Consider the following 12,482-nt stretch of genomic DNA (forward strand, 5'->3'; position numbering starts at 1 on the left):
GATAATGTTATAGTCAAATTTATGCTTTCGTTAAAGAAGACATAAATTGATTAATATCGAATAAAGAGTTATCCTTTTAGACTAGGGATAACTCTTTTTTTTTGTTATTTTGTAATAAAATGAAAAGTTATGAATAAAAAGGTTTTAAAATGGACAGGAGGTATAGTGTTGGGATTGTTTATCTTACTAATGCTAACACCTATTTTGTTTAAGGGAAAAATACAAGATTTAGTACTTAAAACTATTAATGACAACTTAAATGCGAAGGTGACATTCGAGAAAGTAGACCTGAGCTTTATACGTAACTTTCCTAAGGCAACAGTAGTGATTAAGGATTTGGCTGTTGTGAATAAGGCGCCATTCGATGGAGATACGTTAGTGTCTGCCAAAATGATAGGGCTAAAGATGTCTATTATGGAGTTATTCAATGGGGCGGATAAGCCTATGAGTATAGAAGATATCTTAGTAGAAAATGCTAAGGTTAACGTGATAGTGAATGAACAAGGGGTAGCTAACTATGATATAGCATTAAAAAAAGAGGATGAAGAGGATGAAGACTCTTCTGATAAGGATCCATTCTCTTTAGCTTTAAATCATTATAAGATAGACAATCTAAACTTAACGTATAAAGATTTAGGGAGTAAGATGATGTTTACTATTAACGAGTTTTATCACCAAGGGACAGGTAATCTATCAGATGATATACTGGATTTAGATACAGAGTCTAAAGCAAAAGTTTCGTTTGTAATGGAGGATACTAAGTTTCTGAATGAGGTAAACTTATCGCTGAAAGCTTTAATCGGAATGGATATGACGAATCAATTGTATTCATTTAAAGAGAATAAAGCATTGATTAATCAGTTGCCATTAGCATTTGATGGTTCAGTGCAGTTATTAGAAGACGGACAGCAGTTTGATTTGAGTTTTGCTACTCCTGACTCAGACTTTAAAAACTTCTTAGGATTAATACCAGAAGCTTATGCGGGTAATCTAAAAGGGGTGACTACATCAGGTGATTTTAAAGTAGAAGGAAAAGTAAAAGGTAAAATGACAGAAACGACTATTCCTACACTAGCTATTCATATGAATGCAAAGAATGCTTCCTTTAAGTATCCAGATCTTCCTAAAGCAGTTCAGAATATTCTATTAGATATTAATGTGATGAATGAGACGGGGATAATGAAAGATCTATATGTAGATATTAACCAATTGTCATTTAAGATAGATCAAGATATATTCAATGCGAAAGCAAAGATTAAGAACATTAGCGAGAATGCATTAGTAGATGCGAATTTTGATGGAGTTATTAATTTGGCAAATGTATCTAAAGCATATCCTGTGAAACTAGATACACCACTGACAGGGATATTAAAAGCGAAAGTAGCTACTAATTTTGATATGAACTCTGTAGAGAAAGAACAATATCAAAATATAAAAAACAGTGGTAGTGTATCTTTGACAGGCTTTAATTTTAGTACAGATGCGATGGCTAAGCCAATGCAGATACAAGAGGCAGCTCTTACTTTTAATACAAGTAATGTTACGCTAAATAAACTTGCTATAAAAACAGGTACTTCAGATCTAAATGCAGACGGAAGGTTAGATAATCTATATGGGTTCTTATTTAAGAAGCAGACCTTAAAAGGAAACTTTAATTTAAACTCTAATAATTTTGTATTAGCTGATTTATTAAAAGAAGACACTGCGAAAGCAGAAGATAAGAAAGAGAAATCAACTACAACAAAAGCATCTGATCCATTAAAGATTCCAGGGTTCTTAGATTGTACAATTAATGCAAATGCAAAGACAGTAGTATACGATGATCTAACACTTAAGAATGTAAAAGGAACATTAGTGATTAAAGATGAAGCTGCACGTCTTCAGAATATGTCAACAGATCTTTTTGGTGGGAAAATAGCATTCGGAGGGAATGTATCTACAAAAGAAGCTATACCTACATTTGATATGAACTTAGGACTACAAAGTTTAGATATCAAACAGACTTTTACTGATTTAGGGTTTTTAAAAGCTGTAGCACCTATTGCTAATGTGATGTCAGGGAAAGTAAATGCAGCTGTAGTGATGAAAGGAAAGTTAAATGCAGCAGATTTATCACCAGACTTAAATACAATGTCAGGTGATATAAAAGGTGATTTAGCGAATGCTAGTATTAATGCTCAGAATTCTAAACTACTATCTTCATTAGATGGAGCGTTGAACTTCATTGATTTGAAGAATCTAGATTTGAGTAATAAAAAGATGCACATTGTTTTTAATAATGGACGTGTGCAGTTTAAACCTTTTGATATAAAAACAAAAGACTTAGCAGTGACTGTATCAGGAGAGCATGGCTTTGATCAAAGTCTTAATTATGCTTTGGACTTTAAAGTACCAGCTAAATTATTAGGTAATGACGTTGCTAATGCATTGACTGCTTTAGGGCCTAAATCTAGTAATAAGTTTGATGCAATACCTGTGAAAGTAGGGGTAACAGGTGACTTTACCAACCCAAAGGTGTCTGCTAATATGGCTGATGTAGTAAAGAATATTACAAATGAAATCTTAGAAGAACAGAAGAATCAATTAGTAGGAAAAGGTAAAGATGCATTGTTAGATATCTTAGGAGGTAAAAAGGAAAACAATACTCCAAATGAGGAGGATGTGACAAAGAAAAATGAAACTGAAGAAACAGTCAACAAAATTAGCGAAGGCTTAAAAGGGCTTTTCGGTAAAAAGAAAAAGACAGAAGAAACAGAATAGTATAAAAAAAACGAGCTCCAATTAAGGGAGCTCGTTTTTTTTATATATGTTATTAGATCACTTCGATATTAACCATATATCCTTCATAAGTACGGATATTAAATACAGTACCATCTTCGAATAGTAGATATTGTCCTTTGACACCTTTTAACTTACCTTCATAAGAAGGAGTCTTATCAAGGTTAAGACTTTTTATCTTTGTTGGGAATTGTATGACAGGGTAATTTAGATTAAAGATAGAAGAGTCAGTTTGATCAAAGTAAGGTCTTACTTCTTCTGGTAGTTTCTCTTTTAGAGAATTTCTTATTTCTTCTAAGTTTGTTTCTAGTACTTCATTCTGTAGCATCTTTCTCCAATTCGTTTTGTCTGTAAACATATCTTTTAGAGCTACCTCAGTGATTCCTGCTAAGTATCTATTTGGTACTTCTACTATCTCTATTGCTTTAGAAGCCCCTTGATCTATCCATCTAGTAGGTACTTGTGTTTTTCTAGTTACTCCTACTTTTACATCACTAGCTACAGCTAGATATACAATATGAGGCTGTATCTGCACCTTTGTTTCATACTCTAGGTCTCTATCTTCTATCCCTAGGTGAGCTGTACTTAACTCAGGTCTCATGATCCAATCACCTACTTGTGCACTAGAGTAAAAACACTCATAACAAAAGCCTTGTCTAAATATTTTTTTGTGCTGTCCACAGTTTAAACATTCATATCCTGTAAACTCAATCTTTATGTTTCTGTCAAGAATCTGATTTATATTGATGAAGTTGCTTTTAAATACTAAATAGTATTCAATAGGGGTGTTAAATTCCGTCTGCATTTTGTTTAAAACTCCTTCGTATTGCATAGATAAAATTGTTATTTTTGGGTAAGTTGTAAAAGTACGAAAAAACATTTACGACTGTAATTACTAACTTTTCATAATGAAAAGATTAGATACTTGACTAATTAATAAGATATGGCATTCACAATTATTAATTCTATCGCTTCTTGGATATTGAAGAAGAGAATTCACCAGATAGATCTATTTAGAAAATATCCAAATGAAGTACAAAATGACTTGTTTTTGAATTTAATGAAGACAAATGAGAAGACAATCTTGGGAAAGCAGTTTGGCTACGATAGTATAAAGAGCTATGGAGACTTTGCAGAGAGAGTGCCTTTATTTAAGTACGAGGAGTTCGAGCCTTATATAGAACGTGCTCGTCAAGGAGAGAATAATATCTTTTGGCCAGAACCTATTCGTTGGTTTGCTAAGTCAAGTGGAACTACTAATGCAAAGAGTAAGTTTATACCTGTGAGTAATGAAGCATTAGAAAACTGTCATTATAAAGCAGCAAAAGACTTACTGTGTTTATACTTAAATAATAATGAGGATTCACAGTTATTTACCGGGAAGAGCTTAAGGTTAGGAGGAAGTAAACAACTTTATGAAGACAAGAATACTTTCTTTGGAGATCTATCGGCTATCTTAATTGATAATATGCCTTTTTGGGCAGAGTTAAGCAGTACTCCTAGTAACAAGACATCACTGATGTCTGAATGGGAGAGCAAGATGAATGCAATTATTAAGGAAGTAAGGAATGAGAACGTAACTAGTTTTGCAGGAGTACCTTCGTGGATGTTGGTGTTATTAAATCGCATTATACAAGAGACAGGTAGGGGAGATTTATTAGAACTATGGCCTAATGCTGAGGTTTATTTCCATGGAGGAGTTAGTTTTGAGCCTTATAAGGATCAATATAAAAAGCTACTACCTAGTGATCGATTTAGATATTATGAGATCTATAATGCTTCTGAAGGTTTCTTTGCTATCCAAGATCAGAATGACTGTAATGAATTATTATTAATGTTAGATTACGGAATATTCTATGAGTTTATTCCTATGGATACTTTCGGAACTTCTAATCAAAAGATAATTCCATTATCAGAAGTGGAGATAGGTAAGAATTATGCATTAGTGATCACTACTAATGCAGGATTAGTAAGATACTTAATCGGAGATACTGTGCGCTTTACTAGTCTATTACCTTACCGTATTAAAATAACAGGACGTACTAAACATTTTATCAATGTATTCGGTGAAGAGCTGATGATAGAGAATACAGACAGAGCACTAGCAAAGACCTGTATTGAATTGAATGCTGAGGTAGCTGAGTACACGGTAGCACCTATATTTATGGAAGGAAAAGAGAAAGGTGCTCACGAATGGGTAGTAGAGTTCAGTAAAGCTCCAGACAATTTACAATTGTTCAGTGAAGTACTAGACAAGAATCTACAAGCTCTCAACTCTGATTATGAGGCTAAGCGTACGAATAATATGACTTTAAATCCATTAGTATTACACAGTGCTCGTAAGAATCTATTCTATGATTGGCTAAAGAATAACAATAAACTTGGAGGACAGCATAAGGTACCACGATTATCTAATGAACGTACACTATTAGAAGAACTGCTATCAATGCAACGTATATTAGTATAACTTACTAGAGTAAAATCTATATCAAAGCATTCATTTTAATGGATGCTTTTTTTATATCTAATAGCTAAACTAATGAAGTAAGAAGGATAGTAATTGTAGGTGATACAGTGATGTATGATATATGGGATAGATGGTAACTTAGAAAAGTATAGATATAAAAAAACCCTGCCTAGCAGGGTCTTTTTTATGAACAGTTTTGCTAAAATTATTTAGCAGCTTCTTCTGTAGCTGGAGCTTCCTCAGTAGCTGGAGCTTCTTCAGTAGTAGCCTCTTCTGTAGCTTCTGGAGCAACTTCTTCAGTAGCTGGAGCTTCCTCAGTTACTACTTCTTCAGTTGTTGTTTCTTCTACAGCTGGTTCTTTTGCAGTTTCTTTACAAGAAACGAAAGATACTCCCATCATTGCTACTAAAGCGATGCTTAATGCGATTTTTTTCATCTTACTAAATTATAAAAGTTAATTATTAATTCGTGACAAATATATGAATTTTTTGGTTCGCAAAACTTTTTTTGAATATTTTTTTTTAATCAATAAGTTGTTGTAAGCCAGTGTTTTAATTACTTGTTTTTCTTAGGTTCTACTAATTTCATCTCCTCAATTAGATGTTTTGCATCTGCAAACTTATCTATAATGAATAAAATGTATCTAGCATCTACCATAATGTTACGACAAATAGATGGATCATAGTATATATCACTCATCGTTCCTTCCCAAACACGGTCAAAGTTTAACCCTATTAGATTACCCTCTGCATCGATAGCTGGACTTCCAGAGTTTCCTCCAGTTGTATGGTTAGTAGCGATGAAGTTCACAGGTAATTTACCATTATCTGCATACTGTCCGTAGTCTTTCTTATTATATAGATCTACTAATTTTGCAGGTACGTCGAATTCATAGTCACCAGGTACATATTTCTCCATAATACCTTCTAAGTGAGTTACAGGTTCGTAGTACGTAGCGTCTTTAGGGAAGTACCCATCTACTTTACCATAAGTAACACGTAGTGTACTATTAGCATCAGGGAATATTCTAGCATCAGGATATAAGTCTAACTGAGCTTTCATAAATGTACGTTGTAAAGCAGCTATTTCTCTTTCTAATTCTTCGTATTTAGGTAATACATTCTGAATATAGTTTTCGATTAGTGCTTTAGCAAAAGCGTATCCTTTATCGTTGTTGATATTTTTCACTACTTGATCAGCATTACCTTTTAATAATTCTTGTAGTCCTGCGTAAGTAGTTAATTTACTATTCGCATAGATATCTTTAGTGATAGCTGAGATGTTAGCTCCGTTTAATTCTTTAGGTAAGAATTGTTTAGGCGCATCTTTTGCATACATTTCTACGATAGCCTCGAATACTTTTTCGTCAACTGCCTTGCTATAGTTTTTGTAGAACTTGTCTTGACCTTTGATTAAGTTCTCACGTCTGCTGTTGAATGCTTGTTCGTTAGACGCATAAGTCTCTAAAGCATATACTCTCCAAGCCGCAGCTAGAAGTTCAGCATTGCGTTGTACTACTTCAGCGAAGTAATCTTTGCTAATAGCATAAGGTTTAATATCTCCATAAAGTTTTTCGAACTTAGCAGGGATATCAGCATAAGCTTTAGTGTTTTTATTTTTCTTAGCTCTTGCGATGAAGTCTTTTTCGAAATCTTGTTTAGCTTGTACAGCGTTCGTCTTTTTTAAACCTTGGCTTTCTCCGATCCATTTTTTCCAATAGTTAGCTGTGCTAGCATATTTAGAAGCATATTGAATCTTGATTGCTTGGTCTGCACGCATAAACTCATCAGTGATCTTAAGTGCTTTATCACGGATACCGATTCTTACAGGGTTTAGATCGTTTACGATTTGTTCTACTGCATAAGATGGTAAGTACTCTTGTGTTCTACCTGGGTAACCAAATACCATAGTGAAGTCACCTTCTTCTACACCACTAAGTGAGATAGGGAAGAAGTGCTTAGGACGGTAAGGTACATTATCTTTTGAGTATGCTGCTGGTTTATTGTCTTTGTCAGCGTATATTCTGAATAGAGAGAAGTCACCTGTGTGACGTGGCCATACCCAGTTATCTGTATCAGAACCAAACTTACCAATAGATGATGGTGGTGCACCTACTAGACGTACATCTTTAAAAGTCTCTGTTACGAATAAGATGTATTGGTTTCCTTCATAAAAAGATTTAATCTTATTGTCTTGCCATTTTTCTTTAGGGAATTTAGCTACAGTTGTAGTAATGTTTTTTTGGATCTTAGCTTGTTTTTCTATTTCAGAATCTTTAGCTACTACACCGGCCATTACTTCTTTAGTCACATCCTCTATGCGAACGATGAAAGTAACTTCTAAGTTTTCGTTAGGTAGCTCTTGAGCCATAGATTTAGCCCAGAACCCGTTAGCTAAGTAATCATTCTCTACAGAAGAGTGTGCTTGGATCTGTCCATACCCACAGTGGTGATTAGTTAGTAAAAGACCTTGTGAAGAGATAACTTCAGAAGTACACCCACCATTGAAGTGAGGGACAGCATCTTTCATACTAGATTGGTTCACATCGTAGATATCTTCGATAGACATCTTCATTCCAAGGCTTTTCATTTCTGTTTCATTCATTCCCTTTAGCAGAGAAGGAATCCACATCCCACCTTGTTGTGCATAGATAGGTAAAGCTACCAATACTACAAGTGCCTTAAATAGATTTTTAATCTTTTTATTCATAAAAGTGTTAGTTAGAATTGAATTCGCTGGCAAGATACAATATTACATGGGAACGCTAAAATCGAAATATGTTAATACGCGATAGTACTGTTGGAGTATAGTGGTTCGTAATATTAGTATACTAAGAAAGTAATCTGTCTGTATTGACTCCGTTAAAACTGTCAAAAAAACGGACTCATAACGGACTCACTACGGACTCACTACGGACTCATTTCTATTGAAACTCATTATAAGTACCTATGTGATAGAATGTAAGTAAGGAGTGGAGTTACCTTATCTTATAGATAGAGAGGTGTGTTTAGAGGGAGAAATAAGATAACTATACTACTATGTATATATAAGGAGTAGAATTTGTAGTGATGTATCTAAGTGTTGCTGGAATTATGTCTATATAGCACCATTTTGGTATGAGACTGTACCCTGTCTTGTGTGAGGTGTTATCTTTTCAAAAAAGTAGTTTCTAATGCGAAAAAAAGGTGTGTGAGAACACAAAAAAGAGAATTAGTGTGTTGAAAAAATCATAATTAGTGATTGTGGTGTTGCAGTAATCAATATTTTGTCTTATATTGGTACATCGGGATTAAAATCCGATCGAGTAGACTTTTAATATAAAAGTTCACGACTAGTATAATTATTAATTCATATAAAAAAGGTAAGTAACCACTTTGATTACTTACCTTTTTACTTTTAGTGTATATGCTTCATTATTTTTTCTGTAGCATTCTTATTTTTAAGGATAAAATGATTGCTTGTTTTACCTAATTCGATTCTTTTAGCGTCATTGTATAATAATTCATCAAAGATTTGGTCTAATTCTGATTGTGAATTTACTACTATACAGCTACCTAATGTTATCAAATCCTTAGCTTCTTGGAACTTTTTATAATTTGGACCAATAATAACAGGCACTCCATAGGTCGCGGCTTCTAGGATATTGTGAATACCTGCTCCAAAACCTCCTCCTATATAGGCAATATCTGCATAACTATAAGCTTTAGTCAATATAGAGTAGGCATCTATTATATAGACAGAGTACTGGCTAAGATCTTTCTCTTGATGTTGGCTATGCAGTACAGTTGGTTTCTTTATGTTTTGAACGAGATTATCTATCTGATCCTTTTTGATATTATGTGGCGCAAAGATAAACTTGATAGAATTATCTTGTGTATTGTTGATATAATTGGCTAGAATCTTTTCATCTTCTGGCCATGAACTACCGATGACGATAGTCTTCGCCATTTTATTTAAGGTAAAGGCTTCTAGAAATGCCAATTCATTGTGCTGTTCTAATATCTGAGATACTCTATCGAATCTCGTATCACCTACTATCTCTACATTGTTATATTGCAATTGATTTAGAAGTATCTTAGATACTTCATTCTGAACAAAGAAGTATGTAAATGCCTTTAATGCTGTTCTGTAGAACCCTCCATACCATTTAAAGAATACTTGATCTGGTCTTAGTATCCCTGATACTAAATAGGTAGGGATATTCTGTTGACGCAATTGATTTAAATAATTAGGCCAATATTCATATTTCACAAAGAATACTTGTTCTGGATGACATAAGGCTAAGAACTTTTTAGCATTCGCTAGTGTGTCCATAGGTAAGTATAATGTGGCATCAGCGATAGTATTGTTTTTCTTCACTTCATATCCAGAAGGAGAGAAGAAGGTAAGCACTATCTTATGCGTAGGGTACTTCTGTTTTAGTTGCTCCATGACAGGAAGCCCCTGTTCATATTCGCCTAACGAAGCTACATGTATCCAGAACACTTTATCAGTAGAAAGTATATTGTCTTTTAAGATTTGAAAAGATTGTTTTCTCCCTGCAACGAATAAGCCTAACTTTTTGTTGAACAGCGCGATAATACGGATGAAGAATATAGAAATATAGGTCAGTATATTATATAGGAAAAACATAGGTAAATCTTTATTGAGCGAAATTACGTTTCTTTTGATAAAGTTTGAGCTTTGGCGCAAAGAATTTATTATTTTTGTAGTGATAACTAATATCGAAATTAAGTGCTATTTATATAGGTAACTTGTTGGTAATTATATGAATAGTTCAAAAGATATAAAAGACAATTAGAATGAAAAAAATTCAAATGGTTGACTTGAAAGGTCAATATGAAGGAATTAAAGAAGAAGTGAATCAATCGATTCAAGAAATATTAGAATCTTCTGCTTTTATCAACGGACCACAAGTACACGCATTTCAGGCAAACTTAGAGCAATATTTAGGAGTTAAACACGTGATACCATGTGCTAATGGAACTGATGCTCTTCAGATCGCTATGATGGGATTAGGTTTAAAACCAGGTGATGAAGTAATCACGGCTGACTTTACTTTTGCAGCTACTGTAGAGGTAATCGCTTTATTACAATTAACTCCTGTATTAGTAGATGTATGTCCTGATACATTCAATATTTCGATAGAAGCAATCGAAAAAGCGATTACTCCTAAAACTAAAGCTATCGTACCAGTACACTTATTCGGACAGTCTGCTGATATGGACGCTATCATGAAGCTAGCTGAGAAGCATAACTTATATGTGATCGAAGATAACGCACAAGGTATCGGAGCAGATTATACTTATCCTGATGGTAAAGTGGTAAAAACAGGTGCTATCGGACATGTAGCTGCTACTTCATTCTTCCCATCTAAAAACTTAGGATGTTATGGTGATGGTGGAGCTATCTTCACTAACGATGATGCATTAGCACATACGCTAAGAGGAATAGTGAATCACGGTATGTATGAGCGTTACCACCACGATGTAGTAGGAGTGAACTCTCGTCTAGATAGTATCCAAGCTGCTGTGTTAAATGCTAAGTTACCTAATCTAGATGCTTATAATGTAGCTAGACGTACTGCTGCTCAGATGTATTCTGCTGCTTTAGCTAATCACCCTAATATCGTTACTCCAGTAGTAGTAGGAGATGAGAATAGCCACGTGTTCCACCAGTATACATTGCGTATCGTGAATGCTGATAGAAATGCATTATTAGCACACTTACAAGGTAAAGGTATCCCATGTGCTATCTATTACCCAATACCGTTACACAATCAGAAAGCATATTTAGATCCTCGTTATAATGAGGCTGATTTCCCAGTGACTAATCAGTTGGTACAAGAGGTTCTTTCTTTACCGATGCACACTGAGTTAGACGAAGAGCAAATCAAGTTTATCACAGATGAGATTAAGGCATTCTTAGGATAGTCTTATAGTACTATAAAGCAAAAGCAGACCCGAAAAGGTCTGCTTTTTTTATGTATTGATGTTATTCTTTTGTTGTAGATATTAATGTGAACGAAACAAGTGCACATGCTACTAATGAGAGTGCTACGATGCTCATAGAGCCATTATTCAAACTATTTAATAAGATAGAGGTCATAAAGGTAAAGGCTAGTTGAGAAGCTCCGAAAAGAGCTGACGCTATACCTGACTCTGCTTTATAGGGTGCTAATGCTAAAGTAGTCGTAGTAGGGAATAGTAGTCCTAATGGCATTACAAAGAAGAAAAGAGGTACTAACTGTATATATATACTCAAATCTAACTGTATGAATAACCATAGAAGAGAAGCTGCTATAAACTGTGTACTCGCTCCTAGCTTAATAATATTTTTAGGAGATAGCCTTTTTCTCAAAATAGAAGAGGTTAAGAAAGACCCTAACATTAGACCACATGAGTTAGCCATGAACACAAAGCTAAAGTGGGTACTCGATAACCCTCCTACTTCCATCACTAGGACAGGAGAGTTAGAGATATAGATCATTAGACAGCTATAGGCTATACTTCCGATAATAGTATATCTTATAAACAGTTTGTTCTTAAAGAGCTTAAAATAATTCGTTAGTATACCTCCTACATTTAAAGTTGGTATTCTATTAGTATAGTCTTCTTTTAGACAGAAGACAGTCATGCCGATACTCAGTGTAGCAAACAAGGCCATCGTAGTAAATACATGAGTCCAATCTAGATACTTTAAGACTATATTACCTAATATAGGAGCGATGATGGGAGCTATTCCTCCGATCACGGCTAGTATACTAAATATCTTAAGTGTCTGATCTTTATCAAACCTTTTATTGACAATGGCTCTTGCGATAACTACTCCACCACTACTACCGAAGGCCTGTAAAAAACGATATAGCCACATGACTTCAATGTTCTTTACAAATACTACAGCTAGAGATGAAAGTATAAAAATAGACAGACACAGTATGATTGGTTTTTTACTACCATACTTATCTGATATAGGTCCCCAAAAGAGTTGCCCGATTGCTAATCCTCCTAAGAATGTAGAAAGTGATATCTGAACTCTATTAATCTCAGTATTTAGATCGTGTGCTATCTTCGGGAATGCAGGAAGGTACATATCTATAGCTAAAGGGCCTAATGCAGTAAGGCTCACTAGAGTGAAGATAAGGATCCATTCTTGTGCTGAAAGTTTATCCACTATATAGGTTTTAAAAAAAAATCCTTGGAAGTGTACAACCAAGGATTTTTGTTATTATATAATT

8 protein-coding genes are annotated in these 12,482 nt (G+C 34.3%); 3 read left to right on the forward strand and 5 right to left on the reverse strand.

Features of this window, described 5'->3' with window-relative positions; genetic code table 11:
• Positions 1–129: 129 nt before the first annotated feature.
• The gene (locus BK054_RS08455) at positions 130–2,760 is read left to right on the forward strand and encodes an AsmA-like C-terminal region-containing protein (RefSeq protein ID WP_058699294.1); all 2,631 of its coding nucleotides are present in this window, start codon (positions 130–132) and stop codon (positions 2,758–2,760) included.
• A 52-nt stretch (positions 2,761–2,812) separates the two neighbouring features.
• On the opposite strand, the gene BK054_RS08460 is transcribed toward BK054_RS08455, so the two are convergent.
• The gene (locus tag BK054_RS08460; protein WP_006257285.1) at positions 2,813–3,610 is read right to left on the reverse strand and encodes a DUF2797 domain-containing protein; all 798 of its coding nucleotides are present in this window, start codon (positions 3,608–3,610) and stop codon (positions 2,813–2,815) included.
• A 111-nt stretch (positions 3,611–3,721) separates the two neighbouring features.
• Here BK054_RS08460 and BK054_RS08465 point away from each other — a divergent pair, with 111 nt between their 5' ends.
• Positions 3,722–5,245 carry a GH3 auxin-responsive promoter family protein gene (locus tag BK054_RS08465; protein ID WP_006257284.1) on the forward strand — a complete coding sequence of 508 codons (1,524 nt, stop codon included), beginning with the start codon at positions 3,722–3,724 and terminating at the stop codon, positions 5,243–5,245.
• A gap of 205 nt (positions 5,246–5,450) precedes the next feature.
• Here BK054_RS08465 and BK054_RS08470 read toward each other — a convergent pair whose 3' ends face one another.
• From BK054_RS08470 to BK054_RS08480, 3 genes are all read right to left on the reverse strand, one after another.
• On the reverse strand, positions 5,451–5,681 hold the full coding sequence (locus BK054_RS08470) for a hypothetical protein (protein ID WP_006257283.1): 231 nt from the start codon (positions 5,679–5,681) through the stop codon (positions 5,451–5,453).
• 119 nt (positions 5,682–5,800) lie between these two features.
• Complete coding sequence (locus BK054_RS08475; RefSeq protein ID WP_025125339.1) at positions 5,801–7,954, reverse strand: S46 family peptidase; 2,154 nt, start codon at positions 7,952–7,954, stop codon at positions 5,801–5,803.
• A gap of 687 nt (positions 7,955–8,641) precedes the next feature.
• On the reverse strand, positions 8,642–9,877 hold the full coding sequence (locus tag BK054_RS08480; protein ID WP_006257281.1) for a 3-deoxy-D-manno-octulosonic acid transferase: 1,236 nt from the start codon (positions 9,875–9,877) through the stop codon (positions 8,642–8,644).
• A gap of 170 nt (positions 9,878–10,047) precedes the next feature.
• On the opposite strand from BK054_RS08480, the gene BK054_RS08485 reads away from it, so the two are divergent.
• Complete coding sequence (locus tag BK054_RS08485; protein WP_006257280.1) at positions 10,048–11,178, forward strand: DegT/DnrJ/EryC1/StrS family aminotransferase; 1,131 nt, start codon at positions 10,048–10,050, stop codon at positions 11,176–11,178.
• 61 nt (positions 11,179–11,239) lie between these two features.
• Here the strand turns inward: BK054_RS08485 and BK054_RS08490 are convergent, their stop codons facing one another.
• Entirely contained in the window at positions 11,240–12,418 is a 1,179-nt protein-coding gene (locus tag BK054_RS08490; RefSeq protein ID WP_036471117.1) for a multidrug effflux MFS transporter, read from the reverse strand.
• Positions 12,419–12,482 lie beyond the last annotated feature (64 nt).

It is taken from the genome of Myroides sp. ZB35 (assembly GCF_001865835.1).
Taxonomy (GTDB): domain Bacteria; phylum Bacteroidota; class Bacteroidia; order Flavobacteriales; family Flavobacteriaceae; genus Flavobacterium; species Flavobacterium odoratimimum.

What these genes read in the sequence shown, in the direction of transcription:
- BK054_RS08455 (WP_058699294.1), top strand. Translation starts at nt 130, where the DNA reads ATGAATAAAAAGGTTTTAAAATGGACAGGAGGTATAGTGTTGGGATTG.
- BK054_RS08460 (WP_006257285.1), bottom strand. Translation starts at nt 3,610, where the DNA reads ATGCAATACGAAGGAGTTTTAAACAAAATGCAGACGGAATTTAACACC.
- BK054_RS08465 (WP_006257284.1), top strand. Translation starts at nt 3,722, where the DNA reads ATGGCATTCACAATTATTAATTCTATCGCTTCTTGGATATTGAAGAAG.
- BK054_RS08470 (WP_006257283.1), bottom strand. Translation starts at nt 5,681, where the DNA reads ATGAAAAAAATCGCATTAAGCATCGCTTTAGTAGCAATGATGGGAGTA.
- BK054_RS08475 (WP_025125339.1), bottom strand. Translation starts at nt 7,954, where the DNA reads ATGAATAAAAAGATTAAAAATCTATTTAAGGCACTTGTAGTATTGGTA.
- BK054_RS08480 (WP_006257281.1), bottom strand. Translation starts at nt 9,877, where the DNA reads ATGTTTTTCCTATATAATATACTGACCTATATTTCTATATTCTTCATC.
- BK054_RS08485 (WP_006257280.1), top strand. Translation starts at nt 10,048, where the DNA reads ATGAAAAAAATTCAAATGGTTGACTTGAAAGGTCAATATGAAGGAATT.